This window comes from Ahniella affigens (assembly GCF_003015185.1).
Taxonomy (GTDB): Bacteria; Pseudomonadota; Gammaproteobacteria; order Xanthomonadales; family Ahniellaceae; genus Ahniella; species Ahniella affigens.
Window position 1 is genome coordinate 3,616,332 of record NZ_CP027860.1, and the last position, 22,875, is coordinate 3,639,206.

Below are 22,875 nucleotides of genomic sequence, written 5' to 3' on the forward strand. Positions count from 1 at the left end.
TAATCGCCCGGGCTGGCGGTACAGCCCGGGCAACCCTCACACGGCAATTGAAGCCTAACAGACATTTTTTCGCGGGTCGTGAGATGCACTGGTCGCCCTTGTGTTTCAAATACTTGCGCAAGAATTCAAAAGAGAGCCTTCCCCGGGATGGCGCAGATCGGCGCAAAGAACGCGTAGTCAATAGATCAGCGAGGCCATCACTTGGGCCGAGTCCACCGAAGCCTGATCGTCCACTGACAGCAGATTGGCCGCAGAGGCCATTGAGACTTTCATACCGCTACCCGATAGTGAGTCAGCTTGCCCTTGTCGCACCGCACTAGCCGCAGAGGCCATTGAGACTTCGAAGGTGAACCCGGACGAACCGGTAATCACTCGTCGCAGCGCACTGGCCGCAGAGGCCATTGAGTCACTGGCGCAGCTCCGTAGACAGCCTGCTCGATCTGGTCGCAGCACACTGGCCGCAGAGGCCATTGAGACTTTCACGTGATAGGACTGGGTGGTTAACCGGTCGCTGGTCGCAGCGCACTGGCCGCAGAGGCCATTGAGACTGGAGCACTGTGTCCGCAGCAATCCAATCCGACCCAGGTCGTAGCGCACTGGCCGCAGAGGCCATTGAGACTTCGGGAGCGTCTTCCCAGTGACGAATATTAATGCCGTCGCAGCGCACTGGACGCAGAGGCCATTGAGACTGTGGAGCCTGACACACACCGTTGACCAACTGTTGTGTCGCAGCGCACTGGCCACAGAGGCCATTGAGACTTCTCAGGGTCAGACAGAAGAATAGGAGCGCACGTCGCAGCGCACTGGCCGCAGAGGCCATTGAGACTCTGCTTTTGGTCTCCACCACCGGCTGCGGCGTCATCGGTCGCAGCGCACTGGCCGCAGAGGCCATTGAGACTTTCACTTTCGCAGGCGTGCACTTGGAGCTTGGCCGCCGCAGCGCGCTGGCCGCAGAGGCCATTCATACTTTGGTCGGTCGGTTCTGCAGGCATGCGATCAAATGTCGCAGCGCATTGGCCGCAGAGGCCATTGAGACTTTCGTTGTTCCAGAACACGACCTCTGAAATACTGTCGCAGCGCACTGGCCGCAGAGGCCATTGAGACCTTTGAGGTCGACTCGCGGTGCGGCGGCAACTAGGCAGCGTCGCAGCGCACTGGCCGCAGAGGCCATTGAGACTCCATGGGATTCGCGATCCGCAGCAGTCAAGCCGCGAGGTCGCAGCGCACTGGCCGCAGAGGCCATTGAGACTTCGACCTCGTAGACGCTGCCTGCCAGTTCTAGGTCGCAGCGCACTGGCCGCAGAGGCCATTGAGAACTCACACGCTGGCAGCGGCCGCGAGGATCATCAGAACGTCGGGGCGAAGTGTCAAAGAACCTACGACGTCCGCATGACTTTAGGATTCAACCACTCGCACGGAACTGGCGATGCACTCCCGTAAGTGTCATCATCCACCTCAAGGCGGTTCCCGCTTTTCGGTACTTGGGGAGACTTGCATGGATTACGAAGTCATCACGCGGTTTCATGGCGTTGGCCAAGGGTTGTTCGTCTCCGGAGAGATTCTGGCGCTACCAGAGGACCGGCACGATCGGGAAGATGGATCAAGGCGCTCATTCTCCTGGGTGTACGACTGTGGCACCAGCTCCGGTCAACAACTACTGCAAGAACGAATTCTGGAGTATTGGGGAACGCGCCCGTCCAAGATCCTGAGCGCTGGCTGTGGGTGTTCAACGGTTGGCGACTTGTTCGGTCGATTCGGCTCAAGGCGTGACGGTGGGAAAAGCAACATCATCAATCTCCTGATGATCTCGCACTTCGATCAAGACCATATCTCAGGCATCGTTGCCCTTGTTAAGGGCCGAAGGGTAGATCTTTTGGTGCTGCCATACCTACACACGTTCGAGAAGCTGACGCTTTTAGCAATTCTCGGTGAAGGCGATCAGTCTGAAGTAGCCCGTTTCATAGAAGATCCTGCAACATACTTGAGGCAGACAGCCGATGCCGACGTCGGCCAAGTGCTATACGTGCTCGGACAAGACGACGATGACCGAGAGCCACTCGATGGCGAGCGGTTCGGCCTACGCCGAGGTTGGGAGCCTCCTGCAAACCGTGACGCACTGGACCCCGACTTTGAGGCAGCAAACCGGCCATGGGGCGCCAATGCGAATCAAGCAAAATATCTGCGCTCGGGGACCGGAATTAAGCTGGGCAGGCTGTGGCAGTTCGCGCCCTATAATGACTCCCGATTGCAAGCCCGAGCGCAGCCGAGCTTCACGAGGCAGGCGAAAACGCTTGCCGATGACTTCCAGCGAAGAAAGACCGCCAACGAAAAGAAGTCGGTATTGCGTGACCTGAAAGATCTCTACGACGCAACGTTCGGCGCATCGGCAATTGCACGGAACATCATCTCACTGTTTGTCTTGGGTGAAACGAATTCCATTAAGCACAATGAATGGCAAATGCTCTTAACAGCGATCGAGGAGACCAGCCGTTTTCGCCGCCTGCAATGCATGCCACACATTCACCCCGAGCAGCAGCCAAGCGCCTTTTCCCTGCTTCTTTGCGGTGACGGCTACTTGAACAACATCGACCGGATTCAGGCGCTTGAGAGTGCATTGGGCGCCGATCGCCTTCAATCACTGACACTCTTCCAAGTTATGCATCATGGCGCGAGGTCAAATTGGTGCCCCGAGTTGGTTCAGCACATCACACCCGAGTACGCGTTATTCAGCTCAGACCCAAATCATATGGGGTTAGGCCATCCGCACCCAGAAGTCGTCCGCAGTTTCTGGGACCGGTCTTGTCAACGCATTGACAAGAGCCGTAGTGTTCAATTCCTGGTTGAAGGGCATCTGTGAGCCGGGTCGTCATGCCAGTGGCCGATCAGGCCGTCGATGAGTTGTCGGCTAGTCGCAAGATTGCCCTGGACCCCGGATCCCGCTTACGCGGTCTCCAGGGTGACGACAATAGGCTTGGCCGATTCGTCGCAAGGCCACACTTCTCCTTCTCCCGCGCGAGCGGGGGAAGGCTGGGATGGGGGCTGCTTGCGACGGACTGGCAGGATGAATTCCCAGTTACCCGTCTATGGCATCTCCGACGACCGTCTGCGTCAACGAGTGGAAAAACGCGCGCTGCGAATCGGGCTCCGCGTGCAAGAGTCGGAATTCGAAGTGTGCACCCGTACCCCTGCAGACTTCGATCAGATCATTCGTGAGTTGACGCGCTTGTTGAAAGACGCTGGGCCGGAGACTCAGATTCGGTGGTATGGTTTGAATGACGACGGCTGTGCAAGATCGGGGGTCATTGGGAGTTTGCCGCCTTTTCGGCCGCCTACGGTGAGGGTGTTGTGAGGGTGACTCGATCGTGTAATTTGGCCTATCTGGCTATCAGGCGAGTGATGTACCTTTCCGGCGCTGCTTCCGGCGACAATAGTGGTCGCGGGCTCAGTATCGCGTCATTTCGAGTGGCCGTTGGAGGAACCGATTTTTGCGTTTTGCGGTTTTCTGCGGTTGCCGCCAAGTTTCGCAATCAGAACAGATACCTGTCGATGGATTACGAAGCAAACCCTGATGAATCACCCCTACTCACTTGACTTTCCGAACGAAAATCGCGACAAAGATCCCGATTTGGTGCTCTTTGATAAAGAACTCCAAATCACCGGCCGAGGTTCCTCCGAACCAGCGGCCAGTGCGTTGATTCGACAAGGGAAAAAAGGTGCGCAGTCGCAGCGCACTGGCCGCAGAGGCCATTGAGACTTACACCGGCAGAGCCGGTGATCAAACCCGAACCCGTCGCAGCGCACTGGCCGCAGAGGCCATTGAGACTTCAAGTACGTTGTACATCGCCGCCTGCGCTACGGGTCGCAGCGCACTGGCCGCAGAGGCCATTGAGACTTCGCCGAAAGCACGACAACACACAAAAACGCTGTCGCAGCGCACTGGCCGCAGAGGCCATTGAGACTTTGAAGCGACTTGAAACAACTTCGGTGCCACCCAGTCGCAGCGCACTGGCCGCAGAGGCCATTGAGACTTTACGACAAAAAACGTCCATGGTTTTTTCTCCAGTCGTCGCAGCGCACTGGCCGCAGAGGCCATTGAGACTCGATAAGCGCGTCCATAGCTGCCAGAACGACCAAAAGTCGCAGCGCACTGGCCGCAGAGGCCATTGAGACTACGAGCCTGCCGGGGTCGTACACGCAGTCTTTGGTCGCAGCGCACTGGCCGCAGAGGCCATTGAGACAAAAGGGGCAGAAGAATGAGGGTCACAATGAAAAAGTCGCAGCGCACCGGCCGTAGAGGCCATTGAGACTAAACGCCGCTGACGTCTACAACATGGTTGTCTATGTCGCTGCGCTCTGGCCGTAGAGGCCATTGAGATCCTTTGCCAGCAGACGTTTCCAACTGCATGAGCCGGTCGAAGCGCACTGGCCGCAGAGGCCATTGAGACTTGAAGTCCGCCTCCTTCCACAGCGCTAGGGCTGTAGTCGCAGCGCACTTGCCGCAAAGGCCATTGAGACTTTGACAACCTTCACCGGCAAGAACTCGCGGTTGCGTCGCAGCGCACTGGCCGTAGAGGCCATTGAGACCTTTACCACCTGGGTATGACTCACCCCATTGACTGGGACAAGTCTCAGCGCACTGGCCGCAGAGGCCATTGAGACTCCTGGGTCGGAACTTGCGGCAGCGTGCCGGCGGTTCGCAGCGCTCTGGCCGCAGAGGCCATTGAGACTCCGTACCGGTGCACTCACCGGTTGGCCATACATCTAGTCGCAGCGCACTGGCCGCAGGGGCGATTGAGACCTCTGGAGGTGAAGGATAATCGCAACAACTCCTGTCGCAGCGCACTGGCCGCAGAGGCCATTGAGACTTTGGTTCATCAATCAGACTGATCGTGCAGTACCATCGTCGCAGCGTACTGGCCGCAGAGGCCATTGAGACCTTTGCTGCTAGCCATGTTGCGTCTCCATATCGAGTGTCGCAGCACACTGGTCGCAGAGGCCATTGAGATTTGGTCACAAAGTCCAGGATGTTGTGCTTGTTGGGTCGCGACGCACTGGCCGCAGAGGCCATTGAGACTTGGGCTCTCGGCGCGGAGATGCCTCCGGAAGGCCCGTCGCGGCGCACTGGCCGCAGAGGCCATTGAGACCCTTCGACTGCGATGTAGACAACCATCGCAATCTGCATCAGGTCGCGGCGCACTGGCCGCAGAGACCATTGAGACTCTGCGAGTCGCGTCGCCAGTGCGATTCACTCTTCATGTCGCAGCGCGCCGGTCGCAGAGGCCGATGTTGATTTGTCGGCTAGTCGCAAGATTGCCCTGGACCCCGGATCCCGCTAACGCGGTCTCCAGGGTGACGACAATAGTGTTGGCCATTTCGCCGCAAGGCCACACTTCTCCTTCTCCCGCGCGAGCGGGGGAAGGCTGGGAAGGGGGCTGCTTGCGACCAGTCATTGGAACTCGAAGGGTTTGTTGCGCACTTGCCGATGAGGCCAATGAGACCTTTCGGGTGCGTTGCAACATGAGTTCATCATGTCGTAGCGCACTGGCCGCAGAGGCCATTGAGACTTGAGGGGATTGCCGATCACCTTACCGAACGCAATATTTGGGTCGCAGCGCACTGGCCGTAGAGGCCATTGAGACCTTTGCGCCGAAGATAACCTTACCGTGAACGAGGTTGCCCGTCGCAGCGCACTGGCCGTAGAGGCCATTGAGACAACACGATGACACCGAACCAGCGTTCTCCCTCCATGTCGCAGCACACTGGCCGAAGAGGCTATTGAGACTTTTCATCATTCCATCCATTTGCGACCGAAAGGTAAAAGGTCGCAGCACACTGGCCGCAGAGGCCGTTGATGATTTGTCGGCTAGTCGCAAGATTGCCCTGGACCCAGGATCCCGCTTACGCGGTCTCCAGGGTGACGACAATAGTGTTGGCCATTTCGCCGCAAGACCACACTTCTCCTTCTCCCGCGCGAGTGGGGGAAGGCTGGGAAGGGGGCTGCTTGCGACGAATCATTGGGACTCGAAAGAGTTGTTGCGCACTGGCCGCAGAGGCCATTGAGACTTTCAGGTCGATACGTAAAACTACTTCGCGCGTCGTGTCGCAGCGCACTGGCCGCAGAGGCCTTTGAGACTTGACCAGGGTTCGACCCACTTCAATTCAGGGAAAAGTCGCAGCGCACTGGCCGCAGAGGCCATTGAGACTTCAGGACCTTGGTCTCGTAGGCGAGACCGCGTGTCTGTCGTAGCGCAGAGGCAATTGAGACATAAGCATCTTGCCGGTTGCAAAGGTGTAATGCAGGGTCGCAGCGCACTGGCCGTAGAGGCCATTGAAACTAAGATTGTTAATGAACTCAATCAAGGACGCTTGTAGTCGCAGCGCACTGACCGCAGAGGCCATTGAGACGATTAAATGCGATTCGTGGTGCACACGTTGTCGGGGTCAAAGCGCACTGGCCGCAGAGGCCATTGAGACTTTCGACGGCGTAGCCCACTTCCTGCCCGACTTCCAGTCGCAGCGCACTGGCCGTTGAGGCCATTCAGACTTGGCTGGCGTTGATGGAGGACTCGAACGAACCCTGTCGCAGCGCATTGGCCGTAGAGGCAATTGAGACCAGAATTTGAACTACGAGCTGACATTGAAGCCAGGGTCGCAGCGCACTGGCCGCAGAGGCCATTGAGACTTTACAGGCAGACCTGTTTGCCGTCTTGCCCCATGCGGGGCGAGTCGCAGCGCACTGGCCGCAGAGGCCATTGAGACTTCCGTCCTGGTTGACCACCAAAACATAACTCAACCCGTCGCAGCGCACTGGCCGCAGAGGCCATTGAGACTTTGGACTGATATCAGCCTGGCCGGCATAGTATGCAGTCGCAGCGCACTGGCCGCAAAGGCCATTGAGACTTTGGATCGCCATCACTTCGCCGAAAAACCGCTCAGTGTCACAGCGCACTGGCCGCAGAGGCCATTGAGACCCTTTGACACCTTTTTCCTTCGCCTCTATCTCCAAGTCGCAGCGCACTGGCCGCAGAGGCCATTGAGACTTTCGCCGCCGCTTCCGCAGCGTCGAACTCGAGCGCGTCGCAGCGCACTGGCCGAAGAGGCCGATCGATTAGAGGGCGGAAAGCCGGAACTGCGGCAGACTGACTCGGTGGGTGGGTCAGTTTTACTTCGGCAGGGTGGGTCAGGATTCAATCGGCGTTGACAGCATTGCGCTCGCAAGATTGCCCTGGACCCCGGATCCCGCTTACGAGGTCTCCAGGGTGACGGCAATAGAATCGGCCGTTTCGCCGCAAGGCCGCACTTCTCCTTCTCCCGCGCCAGCGGGGGAAGGCTGGGATGGGGGCTGCTTGCTATGAGTTTGCCCGCTGCGATCCGCGAGCAGAGCATGGCCGCAGAGGCCGCGCATGACTTGTTGACCAATCGCAAGTTTGCCCTGGACCCCGGATCCCGCTTACGCGGTCTCCAGGGTGACGGCAATAGGTTTTGCCATTTCGCTGCATGGCTACACTTCGTCTTCTCGCGAGCCAGAGAAGGCACACTTGCATGGGCGCGGCTCGCGATGTTGCTACGTGCTGGATGCACGCTTACGGCAAGATTGGTTCGCGGCTGAAGCCGCTCCTACAAAAGGCAGGGCGCGCCGCGTTGAACGGACGCGCCCTTTTTTGAAACTGTCCTGCGACTGCCTGAATACTGCCTGTTTGCTGGAGGCTTCGCATGCTGGCTGACCTCGGTCGGTGCTGCTGAGAAAGGCCGGCCTTCGGTGCGCTGCTGACAGTCTCATGGATGTGCATTGCGTGGTCGCCCATAACGTGGAAGTACATCGTGTGGTCGCCCATCACTTGGAAGTACATCCTTTGGTCGCCCATCAACTGCACGCGAACACGCTCCGCACTTGCCAAGACGCCGAGTGAATCAATCCTCAAACCCACTACTGAACAAAATCATCGCGCCACCGGTATTCGCAATCGCCCCTACCGCCACTTCCCGAAGCAAGCTCAAGCCGGAATCGTTCTCACTCAGGCGGAGGTTGAAGTACTCGCCGTCTTCGAGGTTGCCGTCGGCGCGCACCATTACGGTCACGGTCTTGCTGGTTTCGCCGGGTTGGAACGTCAGGGTGCCGTTGGTTGCTACGTAGTCACCACCAGCGGTTGCGGTGCCGTCTTCGGTCGTGTAGATAATCGTGCGGACGGAGGGGTTGCTGCCGATGGTGATCGTGAACGTTGCGGGCACTTGGCCGCTGGTCGGTTCGGTCACGGACACGTCTTCGATGCTGCCGTGCACGTTGTTCGCTTCCTGCTCGTAGATTGCGACGCGGGCATCTTTCAGGCTGCCGAGGGTGGCACCACCGGTTGCGTTGGTCAGGTGAATATCGAAGTCTTCCATATTCTCGCCGGGGCCATCCGAGATCAGGGGCACGAGCACCACCTTGCTGCTTTCGCCAGATGCAAAGCTCACGGTCTGCGTTGTGCTGACATAGTCACTGCCGGCGAATGCGGAGTTGTTCGCGGTCGTGAACTGTGCCGAGATCGCGCCTTGGAACCCGTTGCTGCGCGTAATCGTCACGGCTGCGACGCCCAGGTCTTCGTACGTCATCGTCCAGTAGCGATCGAAGTTCAGTTGACCGGCGTTGGCGGCACCCATCGCGAGGCAGGGACCAAATTCCGAGGTATTGCCAGCCGCGTCGCTGGCGATGGCGGTCACAAAACCAGTCACCGGCGCATTGTTGATCAGCGTCGAGAAGGTGCCGTGACCCAGCCCATCGGTGAGCACGGTGGTCTCGCCGAGATACGTTTCGGCTTGGCCGTAGCCAGAACCATGGCACACCGAGGCGTGATACAGCTCGACTTGGTAGGTACCATTTGCTTTGCTGTCGAGCACGCCGGTCAGCTGTAGATTCGCGCCGTTCACCGTGGCGGTCATGACGGTCGGAAAGTTCTGGCGCTCGTTCGGGCCCTGATCGATGTCCAATGCATCGTTCAAAGTCGTGCCGGCATTCGGACTCAAGTCGATTGGATACTCGACATTGTGATGCACCAGATTTCCCTGCAGGCGTACACGCAAGCTGTCGACCACGCTAATGCCGACCCAAGTGCTGTTGACCACGGTGTTGCCGAGACCCGGCGCGCCACCAATCAGCACGTCGCTGGCACCTTCGACATGAATACCGTGGTAGTTGCCGAGACCGGTGGCGTTCGCGGCATTGGTGCCAACGCGATTGCCTTGGATCTGATGCCCGGAGCCGTGTACTTCCAAACCCGAACCAGAGGCGGCAAATACATTCCCCGCATCGCCCGCACCACCCACTTGGTGGTTGCTGCCATCGACGCTGAGCGCCCATTCGTCATTACCCAAGGCCTGGGTGCGGTCAACGTTCAAGCCGAAGTTGTTGCCTTGAATCAGCAAGCCGCTCGTCGTGTCGTCTAACGTGATGCCACGTGTGTTGCCAGAAATCTGGTTGCCCTGCCCCGGCGCACCAATCTTGGAACCAGGGGCCGCGGCAACAATGCGCATCGCGGACGAATTTGGAATCGCCGATTGACCAGTCGCATCGGTACCGATTTTGTTGCGGATGATCTCGACGACTGACTCGAAACTGCCGACGCCAATGGCATCAGAGTGATTGCCAGAGATCAGATTGCTGTCGATTAGCACGTCTGCCGCCCCACTCACCCCAACACCACCTTCGTTCGGAAACGGCAGTGACCCCGCGGCATCCGTGCCGATTCGGTTGCCGACAACATTGACTACCCCTTCCATCACAAACACACCGACGCCGCTGTTTGCGGACACCACGTTGCCGGCATTGGCAGTGCCGATTTGAATCTCATTGGCCCCATAGCCGACGCCAATTCCGGCGCCGCCGTTACCCATCGGCGCGCTACCAGAGCCATCGAGCCCGACCTTGTTGTTTCGAATCGTCGCACTCGTACCATCGCGCAGGCCCATGCCGCCCTCAAGGTTGCCGCTGACCACATTGCCTTGGCTCGCGAGCACGCCACCAATCTGGATGTTGGTCCCCGCGTCGACCTGAATGCCCACCCCGGCATTACCGATCAGCGTGCCGCTGTTCATGCTGACGCCAATTCGGTTGGCCTCAATGCTGACGTTCGCGGACTCGCGCAGGTTGATGCCGTCGTCGCCGTTGCCGCTGATGACATTGCCTTTGTTCACTGCACCGATTTTGCTCTGACCATCCATTTGGTACAGGGCGACGCCCTGCCCCAGGTTTGGCAGTGCCGTGGTACCCGATGCGTCGACGCCGATGAAGTTGCCATACAACTCGACGACTTCAGGGTTCGCGGTCGATCCACGAACGCCCACGCCGTTGCCCGTGTTGCCGCTGATGAAATTCGATTCCACCACGGCGCTCAGCGTGGCATCGATGCTCAAGCCATCGCCTTGGTTGGGGGCCGCCTGGGTGCCGGCGACATTCATGCCGATCAGGTTGCCGCGCACGAAGACCGTCGCGGCATTCTGGACATAGACACCATGGCCAACATTGCCGGCAATAGTGTTGCCTTTCACGCCGATGCCACCGATCTCGTTACCGCTGCCGCTCACGTCCACGCCGATCGACTGGTTGGCAATCACCGTGCTGCCATTCAAGCCCAGGCCGATATAGTTAGCATAGACTTTGTTGTTGTTGCCAACGAGCTCCAAGCCATGCCCCAGGTTGCCCGCAATGACGTTGCGATATTGCGGACCGTCACCACCGATCGTGTTGCCTGGGCTGGCAATGCGGACACCGACGGCATTGCCGATCGCAGCAGTTCCGGATGCATTCGTTCCGATCCGGTTGTTCATGATCAAGTTGTTTCCGAAGCCACCAGCCGATAGCACGCCGTAGTTAGCGTTACCGGAAATCACATTGCGCTGGTTGCCAAGCGTGCCACCGATGTAGTTACCACTGCCAGCAATTCGCACACCGCAATCACCATTGCCAAGGGCCGTGCTGCCGTCGTGACCGACACCGATGTAGTTGCCGACCAGCACATTGTCGTTGCCGTTGATGCGCACACCTTGTCCGCCAAATCGCGTGATCACCAGACCTCGCACCGCGATCTGGGTGCCATTCAGAACCAAGCCATCAGACGTTGCGCCCGCCGACGCGCCATCAATCCGAATCAGCGGTGAACCATTGAAACCCGGCTGCGTTTCAGCATCGATGGTCAGGCCACCATTGCCGATCGCCGGCAATTGCGTCAGCAGGTTGATCGTCTGCGCGCCCGTCGAGATCGCGAATGTAATCGTGTCCGCTCCCGCTGCGTTATTGGCCTGCGTAATGGCGCTGCGCAGCGAGCCGTTGCCGTTATCCAAGGTATTGGTCACCTGAAACGTCGCGGCCATGGCATTCAAGCCATACATACCGAGCAGGCAAAGGGACATCGCGCTAACCAACTGCTTCTGCTTCATGTTCTGTCTCCGATTGGGTCTTGCCCCTGGAAACGAGAACCCGCCGAAATCCGGACAGGTCAGACAATCGCCCTTTTGGCGACGTTGCCCGGACCGATTCGGAGTCACAGTAGGCGGGGCACTTGTGCTGGAATCAACGCAGCAACCGACACCGAAACCATGACCGACACCAATACAGAGGCCAGGAGCAACAAGAAGCCAAACCGCAGACGTCGGTTCTGGCGCGTACTACTGCTGTGCTTGATTCTGCCGATACTGTGGCCTGAAAGCGGACGCATACCCGTAGCCGGTGCGAACCAGGGCGACTACCACCCGCAATCGTTCTGGTATCACCCTTGGGGTCGATCCGGGGTGCACAAAGGCGTAGATATCTTCGCGCCGAAAGGTCGATCGGTGCTTAGTCCGGTTGAAGGTTTGGTGCTGTTTCGCGGCAACATCGAAATGGGCGGCAACATCGTGCTCGTGCTTGGCCCGAAGTGGCGTCTGCACTACTTCGCGCACCTGGATCAGATCGACCGGAAAGCCGGCTGGTTCGCCTGGCGCGGCAAGCAACTTGGCACGGTGGGTGACACCGGCAATGCGCAAGGCAAGCCGCCGCATCTGCATTACAGCAAGCTCAGTCTGATTCCCCTGCCGTGGCAGTGGCGACCGGGCCCGCAGAGCTGGAAGCGACTGTTCTTCGTCAATCCGATCGACGGGTTTGATGCGAAGGAGTAGCCCAACGAGCCCACCTGACCGCGCGGCAATGCTGAGGGGAGCATGAACTCATGCCCCCACGTAGAGCGCCGACTCCGCTGGTTCCAATTACACTTGGCCGTTCCCCTTTTGAATCAGGAGTCTCACCATGGGATTGGATCTTGTCCCGAGCGGCAAGGATGTGCCGCGCGATGTCAACGTCATCATCGAAATTCCGATGAACGCCGAGCCGGTGAAGTACGAGGTCGACAAGGCCTCGGGCGCGATCTTTGTCGATCGCGTGCTGACGACGCCGATGCGTTATCCGTGCAACTACGGCTACATCCCGCACACGCTGTCGGGTGACGGCGATCCGGCCGATGTGCTGGTCGTGATGCCGCTGCCGCTGGTGCCTGGCTGTGTGATTCGCGTGCGCCCGATCGGCATGTTGAACATGGTCGACGAAGCCGGCGAAGACACCAAGATCATCGCGGTGCCAGTCAGCAAGGTATTCCCCGCTTACGATCACGTCAAAACCATCGACGATCTGCCTGACTTGACCAAGGATCGCATCCAGCATTTCTTCGAGCATTACAAAGATCTCGAAAAGGGCAAGTGGGTCAAAGTGTCGGGCTGGAGCGGACCGGAGGAGACTGAAGCCGAGATCATCAAGTCAGTTGAGCGCTATCTCGCCAGCCCAGAAAAGCCGCACTTCTAAGCCGCACCATGCTGCCGATTCGTCTCGAAGCCATCACTGAAGCCGTTGCCGCGTTGCGTCGCGGCGAAGTGATTGGCTTGCCGACCGAAACGGTTTACGGGTTGGCGGGTGACGCCCGCAACCCCGAAGCCCTGCAGCGCATCTTTGCGACGAAAGGCCGCCCGGCCGATCATCCACTTATTGTGCATCTGGCCGATGCGAAACAACTGTCGGATTGGGCGATCGATGTGCCGGTCGCCGCGTTGCAATTGGCCCAAGCCTTCTGGCCGGGACCGATGACGCTCATCTTGAAGCGCCAAGCCAATGTCAGTGATCTCGTCACTGGCGGGCAAGACACCGTCGGGCTGCGCGTGCCATCGCATCCTTGGGCGCAAGCTGTCTTGCAGGCCTTTGGCGGCGGACTTGCGGCACCCTCGGCCAACCGCTTTGGGCACGTCAGCCCGACCACCGCGCAACATGTCCGCGATGAATTTGGCGAAGCGGTGCCCGTCGTGCTCGACGCGGGTCCGTGTCAGGTCGGCATCGAATCAACCATTATCGATCTCAGCACGGGCTTTGCGCGAATTCTGAGACCCGGCCTGATCACGGCCGAACAGATTGAAGCGGTGTTGCATGCTTCGCCGGAAGCGCCCGGGGCAAGGCAAACAAGCGCTGACACGCCACGAGTCTCTGGCTCGCTCGCATCGCACTATGCCCCCGGACGACTGCGGAGTTGGTCCGTCGCAGTCGGCTCGACGCGCGCTATCGAGAGTTGGAACGCGATGACGAAACGGTGCGCGTGCTCAGTATCGGGCCACTGCCATCGGGTCTGGACGGATTGGCGTTGCCGAATACACCCGAGCAATACGCGCGACATCTGTATGCCGCGCTCCGCATGTTGGATCAGGAAGGCGCGGACCGGATTCTGATTGAATCGCCGCCCGAGTTGGCTGCGTGGATCGCGGTGCAGGACCGACTGCAACGTGCCGCGAGTGCGCGTGACCCGGAATTCGACGGCAGTTGATTGCCGCAAGCGCGCCGATCAATCCGGCGCGTATTTGGCGACGCGATCCGCCATCAACAGATCGAGCTTAGCGATGACCGCCTGGACCGGAATCAGGTCCATGACCCCTTCGTATTCGATCTTCGTGCCCCAGGGCGTGTCCGCATGCGCCTTGTGTTCGAATTTCTCGCACGCCGCCGGAAAACAATCGACGGTGTAGCGCAGATTACCGAACGCGCCGCTGCGTCGGCTGTCGGACGCCGCATGCAAGCCGAGCACGGGCACGCCCAACGCATTGGCAATGTGCATCGGACCGGAGTCTGGCGTGAGCACGCCAATGGCGCGCTGCATCAGCGCCATGGCGCGCTTCAGTGTGTCTTTGCCGACGAGATTGACCAGCGGCTTCGAACAGCGGGCCTCAATGGCCGCGGCCATGTCCTTTTCGATGTCGCTCGGACCACCGCACAGCGCCACGCGCAGGCCATAACGTTCAATCGCATGCATCGCGACCGCGGCATAACCCTCCGCATGCCAGTTACGCAGGCGGTGACTCGAGCAAGGGCTGATGATCAGCGTGGGTATCTTGCCGGGCAAATGCGCGTCGGCAAACGCGTGCGCTTCGTCCGGAACCGGCAAGTCCCAACGCGTCTGCGCCGTTGGCACGGCGAGCACGTCCGCGAAACTCTGCAGCAGTTCGTGCACATGCTGGAAGTGTCGCGGCGCGGCGATGCGCTCGTTGATGAACCAACTGTGCAACTCCTTGGATCGACCCCAGTCGTATCCGATCCGGCGCTTCGCCTTGATGGCCGACGACAACACGCCTGCGCGAAATGCGATCTGACAGAGCAGCAAGGCGTCGAACTCCTGCCCGCGCAGCTGTTCCTTCAGCTGCTTGCGCGCTCCCCAACCTTGCTTCTTGTCCACCGGAATGAACGTGACGCCCGCGACATCGCCCACCAGCTTGTGCTCGAACTTGCCGATCACCCAGGTGATTTCAGCCTTCGGCCAATGGGTCTGGATGCGCCTGACCAACGCGAGCGCGTGGACCACATCACCTAGGGCAGATAGTCGAAACAGGCAGATTTTCATGACACGCGGCATCAACAGAGAACGCCACAGAGTAAGGGTTCCGTGCGCTAGACACCACCCCTGGTCGATTGGATGGGCAGCGGCGTGAGCATCGCCAACGGGAATCGCCACGCATCGACGTTTGCCATAGCGAGGAGTCTCTCGGAATCGGCCGCGAGATTGCCCTGGATCCCGGAATCCGCTGCGCGGCTTCCAGGATGACGATTCGGGATCGGGGTGTACCTTGGGTTAAAGCCAAGTCCCTGCGACCAAGACATGGATCTCGGATACCTTGAAGACGCACGCTATCTCAAGATCGCAGACAGCCTCCCTGGCTCGCATCCGGCGCAAGCCACGGTCTTGCGATTCGCCAATCCGGGGGGCGGTTACCTGGATCGTCCCGACCCGAATCGCACGAGTCCTGAGCTTTGGGCCGACGACGTCTACGAACAAGTCCAACTCGATTCACCCAAAGAGCAGTGGCAGATTTGTCTCCCTAAGTGGCGGCTGTCGAACAATGCGGACGTCAACATTGAAGGGACCGCGCTCAGCGACCAGCAGGTCGAAGACATCAGCTTGCGATTCCAGGATGCGGCGTGGGACGGCCCTGCGCATCCACATTGGCAGAGTGATTCGCCACAATTCCAAGCAGCCATTGATGAGCCGATCGTTGGCGACCAGATACCTCTGGACGAGCACCGGATACTGTTGGTCCTGCCCTACCACATCAACCCCCCGCGCAGCGGCGAGGGCAATAACGGTGCCTGCGATTCGGCGGCGTTCTCGATCTGGATCGTCGACGTTCAAAAACCAATGCTCCGACGCGCAATCGCCCTGGGTGGCTACGGTCCAGACTTATGCGCAAGCACCGGCCTACTATCGGCCGAACTTTCTGAGGACGGGCGATCGGTGGACAGCGTTCACGTGGACTACTTGTGGGATGACGCGGGCGAGAAGCAGGACTTCATGAAAGTGACTGAACGCTATTGCCTGGACGATTTCACCAACACGTTTCTGCGCTGCGATCGGCACGCCGAGCCGCTTTATGGAGAATGAGGTCGCTTCAACACGAGTCCTCTGATTCGGATTGCGGGGAGCCAAGCGGCAGGGCCCGCACTGACTCTTGCACGTCCATGACGATGCGCGCCGCTACCCAACGTCGCCCCTTGGCACGCCGGCCAAAGATGTTCACATTTCCGCAAGGAAATTGATCCCATGTAATCCAATAGGTTAGCGCTCCTATGCGAAAACCTCCTATCCACAGTGACGAACGGCACAGTTTCTGTACAAAACGTTCTGTACAGTAACAACCTATGAACCGACCCGCCAAAGCCAAAGACAAAATCCTCGCTGCCGCTCGAAAAATCGTCGAGACCAAGGGCGCGGGCCATTTGACGTTCGATGAGTTGTCGACCGAAAGCGGTGTGACTCGCGGTGGCATTACGTATCACTTCCCGACGAAGGAACTACTCTTGCGTGGTCTCATCGAGGCCGATTTGCAAGATTGGGAAGACGATGCCGAGATGCTTGCCGGACACTGCAGCTGCCCGCGCCAAGCCGAAATGCTGGGTCAGATTCGCTGCCAGATGGGTCAGCAGGATGAAGACCACAAGCGCTTTGTAACCGGCATGATGAGCGCGGCCATGGTGGATCCAGGCTTGCTCGAACCGGTGCGCGCTTACCATCACCGCAAGTTCGCAAGCTGGGAATGGCATGACCAGGACCTGTTTGCCTACTTGCTCCTACTGGCAGCCGAGGGCACGTTCTGGCAGGATTTCTTCAATACCAATGCGATGCCAGGCCCGGCGCGTGAGCGTCTGTTCGCCTGGGTCGAACATCTGGCCCAGCATCCGGAACTGTGGCCATTGCCCCCTGCGGGCTTTGCAGTTGCTGATTCGCATGATCCATCCGCCGCAACGGCTGCTGCCGTGAGCGCGCGCGCTCCCACTGATTCGTCCACCACGTCTGGCTAACCATCGCCCAATCGTTGTTGCCTCAACCAATTTGCATTGCCTCGTCGTTAAGACGCCGTCATTCCATTTATCTAATCAGACAGGCCCCTCATGAATTCTGTGAAAGGAACTCACCGTCGCTCCCTCGTATTGGCGTCTCTGCTGCTGCCGCTCGTGCTCGCGGCATGCTCTGGCGGCGCCCCTCAGGCAGGCCAGATGCCGCCGCAAGATGTATCGGTGTCGGCAGTCGTGTTGCGTGACATCGTCAACTGGAAGGAATACAGCGGTCGCATTCAGGCCGTCGACACCGTCCAAATCCGCCCGCGCGTTACCGGCTACCTGGCCGGTACCCATTTCCAGGAAGGCAGCCTGGTCAAAAAAGGCGATCTGCTGTTTACGATCGACGATCGCGAATATCGCGCGGCCGTCGCAGCGGCCGAAGCCGATGTTGCGCGCGCAAAGGCCCGCGTGACCCTGGCCAAGGAAGAGCTGAAGCGTAGCCAATCGCTGATCGAAGCCAAAGCGGTCTCGCAGGGCGAGTTGGACGCACGTTCAGCCGAGTTACGGCAAGCCGAGGCGGATCAATTGGCCGCCGCCGCACGGGTGGAGCAAGCGCGTTTGAACCTCGACTTCACGCAGATTCGCGCGCCGATTGCGGGCCGAATCGGCGCCGCCGAATTGAAGCCGGGGAACCTTGTGTCGCCAGGTGAACCGGTGTTGAGTACGCTCGTGTCAGTGAATCCGGTCCATGTGGTGTTTGATGGCGATGAGCGTGCGTGGTTGCAGTATCAGGCACGTAATCAAGGCGCCAACAACAATAACCCGGTCACCGTTGCCTTGTCAGACGACACCGAGTTCAAGTACCAGGGCACGCTCGACTTCGTCGACAACAGCCTGAACCCGCAAACCGGCACGATTCGCGCGCGCGCGGTACTCGCCAATCCCGATGGCCGGTTGACGCCTGGGCTGTTTGCCCGCGTTCGCCTGCTCGGCAAGGACACCGAAAAGGCGCTGCTCGTGCATGAGCAAGCGGTGATGACGGACCAGGATCGCAAGTACGTCTGGGCCGTCGACGACAAAGGCCTGGCAATGCGTCATGACGTGGTGCTGGGCGACACGTTTGAAGGCCTTCGGATCATCAAGAGCGGGCTCAGTGCCAGTGACCGGGTGGTGGTCAATGGCGTGCGCAAGATCTTCTTCCCGGGTCAGCCACTCAAGCCACGTGACGTGCCGATGAACGAACCGAATCAGCCAGCACCAGCGGCTCCAGCGGCACCTGGTGCGCAGGCAGGAGGCTAAGTCGTGGCACATTCTGATTTCTCAAGAATCTTCGTCGACCGACCGATTCTGGCGGCGGTGTTGTCGATCCTGGTGTTTGTATCCGGGTTGATCGCCATGCCGAACCTGCCAATCAGCGAGTACCCGGAAGTGGTACCGCCATCGGTGCAGGTCACCGCGCTGTATCCAGGCGCCAACCCCAAAGCCATTGCCGACACCGTTGCGGCACCTCTGGAAGAGGCGATCAACGGCGTCGAACATATGATCTACATGAAGTCGGTCGCGTCGTCCGACGGTGCGGTCAATGTGACTGTGACGTTCGCGCAAGGCACGGACATCGATCTCGCCGCGGTGCAAGTGCAAAACCGCGTTGCGCAGGCACTGCCGCGATTGCCAGAGGCCGTGCGCCAACTCGGTGTGACCACCGCGAAGTCGTCGCCTAACATCACGATGGTGGTGCACCTCACATCGCCAGACAAGCGTTACGACGCGCTGTACTTGTCGAACTTCGCGAATCTGCGCGTCAAAGATGAACTCGCGCGCCTCAAAGGCGTGGGCCAGGCACTGGCATTTGGTGCCGGCAACTACGCCATGCGCGTTTGGCTCGACCCGGATGCAGCGTCCGCTCGCGATCTCACTGCTACCGACATTTTGAACGCGATCCGGGAGCAGAACCAGCAGGTGTCGGCCGGCGCCATTGGCGCCGCACCGATGCCCAACGGCACCGGCGTGCAATTGTCGATCAACGCGCAAGGCCGCCTGGAGTCTCCTGAGGCGTTCGGCGACATCATCGTCAAGACGGAAGGCACGGCGGTCACGCGGCTCAAGGATGTGGCGCGTATCGAACTGGGTGCGAACACCTACTCGTTGCACTCGTTGCTCGACAATGAGGATGCGGCCGCCATCGTGATCTTCGAGGCCCCGGGCGCAAACTCGATCGCACTGTCGGATGCGGTGCGCGTGCGCATGGCAGAGCTCGAAAAGACGTTCCCCGAAGGCGTGAAGTGGAGCGTGGAGTACGATCCGACCGTGTTCGTGCGGCACTCGATTCAATCGGTGGTCACCACGCTACTCGAAGCCATCGCGCTGGTGGTCATCGTGGTCGTGCTGTTCCTGCAGACTTGGCGCGCGTCACTGATTCCGTTGCTCGCAGTGCCGGTTTCGATTGTCGGCACGTTTGCCGTGCTGTGGCTGCTCGGCTTCTCGATCAATGTGCTGACGCTGTTCGGCCTTGTGCTCGCCATCGGTATCGTCGTCGACGATGCGATTGTGGTGGTCGAGAACGTTGAGCGTCATATCGAAATGGGCAAGAGCCCGCTGGAAGCCGCGCATGAGGCCATGACTGAGGTCTCCGGGCCGATCATCGCCATCTCGCTCGTGCTCGCTTCGGTGTTTGTGCCACTCGCGTTTCTCGATGGCGTCACCGGCCAGTTTTATCGCCAGTTTGCGGTAACCATTGCGGTCTCGGTGCTGATTTCAGGCTTCAACTCATTGACCCTGTCTCCGGCCCTGTCTGCGGTGCTGCTGAAACCACACGGCGCACCCAAAGACGCGCTGGGTCGCTTGATCGAAGGCCTGTTCGGACGCTTTTTCGCGGCCTTCAATCGCGTCTTCAAGCGCGCCGGTGATAAGTATTCCGGCGGCATCGGTGGCACCATTTCGCGGGCGCCACGGCTGCTCATGATCTACGGCGTGCTGCTGGTTGCGAGCTTTTTTGTGTTCCGTGCTGTGCCTACGGGCTTCATCCCCACTCAGGACAAGCAGTACTTGTTCGCGGGCGTGTTGCTGCCGGAAGGTGCCACGCTGGACCGCACCGACGCCGTCATCCGCAAAATGGGCGAGATCGTATTGAACACGCCGGGCACGGACAATGCCGTGCAGTTCCCGGGCCTGAACGCCATCCATTTCGTCAACACGCCGAACATCGGCCTGATGTTCATTGGTTTGAAGCCAGCGGGCGAGCGCGATCAGGAAGCAGCCGAGATTGCCCAGAACATCAACATGCAGTTCGGGCAGATCCAGGAAGGCCTCGCGTTTGCATTGCTGCCGCCGCCCGTACTGGGCTTGGGCAATGCGGCAGGTGTCGAGGGCTTTGTGCAGGACCGTTCGGGAGTCGGCTACGGTGAACTCAACACGCAGACGCAGGCCATGGTTGGTGCCTTGCGGCAGGCATCGGGCTTCGATCCCTACTCGGTATTGAGTTCGTTTCAGTCGAACGTACCGCAGCTCGATGCGGTCGTCGATCGCACCAAGGCCAAAGAACAAGGGCTGGCACTAAGCGCTATTTACGACGCGCTTCAGGTCTACCTGGGCTCCGCGTACGTCAACGACTTCAACCTGTTTGGACGCACCTATAGCGTTTACGCGCAGGCCGACCACCAGTTCCGCGATGACATCGGCGATATTTCCCGACTAAAGGCGCGGAATGATCGCGGTGACATGGTGCCACTCGGCAGTGTGGTGTCAATCACCCCAAGCTACGGTCCCGATCCGGTGATCCGCTACAACGGTTACCCGGCCGCGGATCTGTCTGCTGGCATCAACCCAGCCCTGATGTCGTCGACGCAAGCGGTCAGTACGGTCGAAGGCATGGCCGCGCAAATGCTGCCGCGTGGTTTGCAAATTGCCTGGACGGGTTTGACGTATGAGCAGGTCAACCAGAGCAATATGGCGCTGCTGGTGTTCCCGCTCTGTGTGCTGCTCGTCTATCTGGTGCTCGCCGCACTGTATGAGAGCTGGTCATTGCCGCTCGCCGTGATCTTGATCGTGCCGATGTGTCTGTTGTCGGCCATGGGCGGCATCTGGCTGGTCAATGCAGTGCACGGTCTTAGTCTGAAAGTGTTCCCACCCGCGTATCCACCAAATTTCCTCGACAACAACATCTTCACCCAGATTGGCCTGGTCGTGCTGATGGGCCTCGCGTGCAAGAACGCGATTCTGATCGTCGAATTCGCGCGTGATCTGGAAGAACAAGGCAAGGGCATTGTCGACGCCGCGATCGAAGCGTGCCGTCTCCGTCTCCGCCCGATTCTGATGACGAGCTTCGCATTCTGTGCGGGCGTGCTGCCGCTGGTGTTTGCATCCGGCGCTGGTGCGGAAGTTCGCCATGTCATGGGTGTGACGGTGTTTGCCGGAATGCTCGGCGTCACGTTCTTCGGCCTGTTCTTTACCCCGGTGTTCTATGTGGTGATTCGCAAACTGTCGGATCGCTACGCGAGTGCGCCGGCTGCGCAAGGAGTGCATCATGCTTAAGCCTTTGACGGTGATCATCAGCAGTCTGCTGCTCGCCGCCTGCACGGTGGGCCCGGCGTATCAACGTCCGGATTCGCCTTTACCAAACCGGTTCGACCAGGCCAATACCGAAGCGAGCCAACAGGACATCGGCACGGGCGTGTGGCAGGCGTTTGGCGATCCGGCGCTCGATCGTCTGGTTGCCCGCGCATTGGCCGACAACACGAGCATCGCGCAGGCATTCGCGCGGTGGGAAGAAGTCCGCGCGCTGCGTGGGCTCTCGCCCTACTCGCTGTTTCCAACGGTCACTGCCGACACCGAAGCCGAGCGCAGCAAGCCGAGTGGCCAGGACCCGTTCATTCCATCCGACCAAGGCCGCACCGACAATTACACCGCGGGGTTTGATGCGACTTGGGAAATCGATTTGTTCGGCAGCCTGCGCAACCAGAAGCGAGCCATCGTCCGACGCCAGGATGCGGCGGCCGCGGAACTGCAGCAGATGCGTCTGTCGATCGTGGCCGAGACGGCACAGGCTTATTTCGCGTTGCGCGGGGCGGAGCAACAGTATCGCCTCGCCGAAGCCAACCAGCAGTCTTTGGTCGAAAGCGTGCGCCTGATTGGTGCACTGCTGAAGGCTGGCCGGGTCAACGAATTGGATCTGACCCGCCTGCGTGCCCAGCAATCCGCGCAAGCCGCCGATGTGTCTCGCCTGCGCGCTGACATCGTACGCCAGGAACAACGTCTCGCTGCGTTGACCGGTTGGCCGGTCAGCACACTGCGCACCGAGATTGGCCCGGAGGCGTCGATGCCAGCGTTGCCGAGCCTGGTCGCCACGGGCAAACCAGAGGACTGGCTGCGCCGGCGTCCGGATGTTTACGCGGCCGAACGCACGTTGGCCGCCGCGTATTCCGACGTCGGCACAGAAATGGCCGAGTACTTTCCGAAGCTGAATTTGCTCGGTGGGTTCGGTTGGACGGCACAGTCGGCCGGTGAACTCGGTAGTGCCAGTTCAGAACGCTGGCGTTGGGGCCCGTCGCTCAGTTGGTCGTTCCTCGACTTCGGTCGCGTCAAGCAAAACGTACGCGCGGCCGACGCCCGCAAGAACGCAGCGATCGCGGTCTATCAAGAGACCGTACTGCGCGCGTTGGAGGAAACCGAGAACGCGCTGGCGGGCTACCGAGCCGCGAACGAAAGCGCGGTGAATCTGGCGGCAGCGGCCGACGATGCGCGCGAAGCGGCTCGGTTGTCACGGCTGCGGTTCGAGGTGGGCGCCGACGACGCGCTTAGCTATCTCGATGCCGAGCGCACGCGGATCGATTTCGAAGCGCGCGCCGTGACTGCGGAAACGAACCGCGCGACGGCACTGGTACAGCTGTACAAAGCGTTGGCGGGCGATTTTGCGGCGAAGGCCAATCCTGAAGTCCGGCTGGGCGATCTGGAGACCGACGGCCGGTAGCGGGTGCACGAGTCGTCGGCGTCCTGACAACCGGATTGCCAGTACGCCCAACGGTTACGTTGCAGGGTCGCTGCCCTATTGCGACAAACCTAAACTCACCCCG

Annotated in this window: 13 protein-coding genes, 1 pseudogene and 1 CRISPR repeat array; of the genes and pseudogenes, 12 read left to right on the top strand and 2 right to left on the bottom strand. The window is 59.7% G+C overall.

Annotated features, from left to right (window positions below; translation table 11 throughout):
- Positions 1-1,495 precede the first annotated feature (1,495 nt).
- The 3 genes from C7S18_RS14000 (at position 1,496) to C7S18_RS25370 (ending at position 3,751) form a co-directional block, all read left to right on the top strand.
- Positions 1,496-2,857 (top strand): ComEC/Rec2 family competence protein, encoded by a 1,362-nt coding sequence (locus tag C7S18_RS14000; protein WP_106892155.1) that lies wholly within the window; start codon positions 1,496-1,498, stop codon positions 2,855-2,857.
- A 204-nt stretch (positions 2,858-3,061) separates the two neighbouring features.
- Positions 3,062-3,349, top strand: a complete 288-nt coding sequence (locus tag C7S18_RS25365) for a CRISPR-associated endonuclease Cas2 (RefSeq protein ID WP_170113268.1) — start codon at positions 3,062-3,064, stop codon at positions 3,347-3,349.
- A 219-nt stretch (positions 3,350-3,568) separates the two neighbouring features.
- Positions 3,569-3,751 carry a hypothetical protein gene (locus C7S18_RS25370; protein ID WP_425481079.1) on the top strand — a complete coding sequence of 61 codons (183 nt, stop codon included), beginning with the start codon at positions 3,569-3,571 and terminating at the stop codon, positions 3,749-3,751.
- Between the two features lie 2,550 nt (positions 3,752-6,301).
- A CRISPR array of direct repeats spans positions 6,302-7,040; the repeat unit is 34 nt; unit sequence GTCGCAGCGCACTGGCCGCAGAGGCCATTGAGAC.
- An 871-nt stretch (positions 7,041-7,911) separates the two neighbouring features.
- Here the strand turns inward: C7S18_RS25370 and C7S18_RS14015 are convergent.
- Entirely contained in the window at positions 7,912-11,412 is a 3,501-nt protein-coding gene (locus tag C7S18_RS14015) for a right-handed parallel beta-helix repeat-containing protein (RefSeq protein WP_106892158.1), read from the bottom strand.
- 159 nt (positions 11,413-11,571) lie between these two features.
- Here C7S18_RS14015 and C7S18_RS14020 point away from each other — a divergent pair, with 159 nt between their 5' ends.
- The 4 genes and pseudogenes from C7S18_RS14020 (at position 11,572) to C7S18_RS25380 (ending at position 13,808) form a co-directional block, all read left to right on the top strand.
- A complete protein-coding gene (locus tag C7S18_RS14020) occupies positions 11,572-12,129 on the top strand; it encodes a M23 family metallopeptidase (protein ID WP_106892159.1) in 558 nt (185 codons plus the stop codon).
- Between the two features lie 127 nt (positions 12,130-12,256).
- Positions 12,257-12,805, top strand: a complete 549-nt coding sequence (gene ppa / locus C7S18_RS14025) for an inorganic diphosphatase (RefSeq protein ID WP_106892160.1) — start codon at positions 12,257-12,259, stop codon at positions 12,803-12,805.
- 8 nt (positions 12,806-12,813) lie between these two features.
- A pseudogene (locus C7S18_RS25375) lies at positions 12,814-13,356 on the top strand (L-threonylcarbamoyladenylate synthase); the annotation flags it as partial.
- A gap of 200 nt (positions 13,357-13,556) precedes the next feature.
- On the top strand, positions 13,557-13,808 hold the full coding sequence (locus tag C7S18_RS25380; RefSeq protein WP_484456016.1) for a Sua5 family C-terminal domain-containing protein: 252 nt from the start codon (positions 13,557-13,559) through the stop codon (positions 13,806-13,808).
- Positions 13,809-13,826: 18 nt separating this feature from the next.
- Here the strand turns inward: C7S18_RS25380 and C7S18_RS14035 are convergent, their stop codons facing one another.
- Positions 13,827-14,876: a glycosyltransferase family 9 protein gene (locus C7S18_RS14035; RefSeq protein WP_240623898.1), complete on the bottom strand. Its 1,050-nt coding sequence runs from the start codon at positions 14,874-14,876 to the stop codon at positions 13,827-13,829.
- A 255-nt stretch (positions 14,877-15,131) separates the two neighbouring features.
- Between C7S18_RS14035 and C7S18_RS14040 the strand changes: the two genes are divergently transcribed.
- The 5 genes from C7S18_RS14040 (at position 15,132) to C7S18_RS14060 (ending at position 22,772) form a co-directional block, all read left to right on the top strand.
- Complete coding sequence (locus C7S18_RS14040) at positions 15,132-15,911, top strand: hypothetical protein (protein ID WP_106892162.1); 780 nt, start codon at positions 15,132-15,134, stop codon at positions 15,909-15,911.
- 257 nt (positions 15,912-16,168) lie between these two features.
- Positions 16,169-16,828, top strand: a complete 660-nt coding sequence (locus tag C7S18_RS14045) for a TetR/AcrR family transcriptional regulator (protein ID WP_106892163.1) — start codon at positions 16,169-16,171, stop codon at positions 16,826-16,828.
- 195 nt (positions 16,829-17,023) lie between these two features.
- Positions 17,024-18,106 (top strand): efflux RND transporter periplasmic adaptor subunit, encoded by a 1,083-nt coding sequence (locus C7S18_RS14050; protein WP_240623899.1) that lies wholly within the window; start codon positions 17,024-17,026, stop codon positions 18,104-18,106.
- A 3-nt stretch (positions 18,107-18,109) separates the two neighbouring features.
- Positions 18,110-21,337 (top strand): efflux RND transporter permease subunit, encoded by a 3,228-nt coding sequence (locus C7S18_RS14055; protein ID WP_106892165.1) that lies wholly within the window; start codon positions 18,110-18,112, stop codon positions 21,335-21,337.
- On the top strand, positions 21,330-22,772 hold the full coding sequence (locus C7S18_RS14060; protein ID WP_146151926.1) for an efflux transporter outer membrane subunit: 1,443 nt from the start codon (positions 21,330-21,332) through the stop codon (positions 22,770-22,772). Before C7S18_RS14055 ends, C7S18_RS14060 begins: the two co-directional genes overlap by 8 nt.
- The last annotated feature ends 103 nt before the right edge of the window (positions 22,773-22,875 follow it).

Coding starts and splice junctions, on each gene's coding strand:
- C7S18_RS14015 (WP_106892158.1), bottom strand. CDS start 11,412: ATGAAGCAGAAGCAGTTGGTTAGCGCGATGTCCCTTTGCCTGCTCGGT.
- ppa (WP_106892160.1), top strand. CDS start 12,257: ATGGGATTGGATCTTGTCCCGAGCGGCAAGGATGTGCCGCGCGATGTC.
- C7S18_RS14035 (WP_240623898.1), bottom strand. CDS start 14,876: ATGAAAATCTGCCTGTTTCGACTATCTGCCCTAGGTGATGTGGTCCAC.
- C7S18_RS25365 (WP_170113268.1), top strand. CDS start 3,062: ATGAATTCCCAGTTACCCGTCTATGGCATCTCCGACGACCGTCTGCGT.
- C7S18_RS14050 (WP_240623899.1), top strand. CDS start 17,024: ATGCCGCCGCAAGATGTATCGGTGTCGGCAGTCGTGTTGCGTGACATC.
- C7S18_RS14040 (WP_106892162.1), top strand. CDS start 15,132: ATGGATCTCGGATACCTTGAAGACGCACGCTATCTCAAGATCGCAGAC.
- C7S18_RS14020 (WP_106892159.1), top strand. CDS start 11,572: ATGACCGACACCAATACAGAGGCCAGGAGCAACAAGAAGCCAAACCGC.
- C7S18_RS25370 (WP_425481079.1), top strand. CDS start 3,569: ATGAATCACCCCTACTCACTTGACTTTCCGAACGAAAATCGCGACAAA.
- C7S18_RS14045 (WP_106892163.1), top strand. CDS start 16,169: ATGAACCGACCCGCCAAAGCCAAAGACAAAATCCTCGCTGCCGCTCGA.
- C7S18_RS14060 (WP_146151926.1), top strand. CDS start 21,330: ATGCTTAAGCCTTTGACGGTGATCATCAGCAGTCTGCTGCTCGCCGCC.
- C7S18_RS14000 (WP_106892155.1), top strand. CDS start 1,496: ATGGATTACGAAGTCATCACGCGGTTTCATGGCGTTGGCCAAGGGTTG.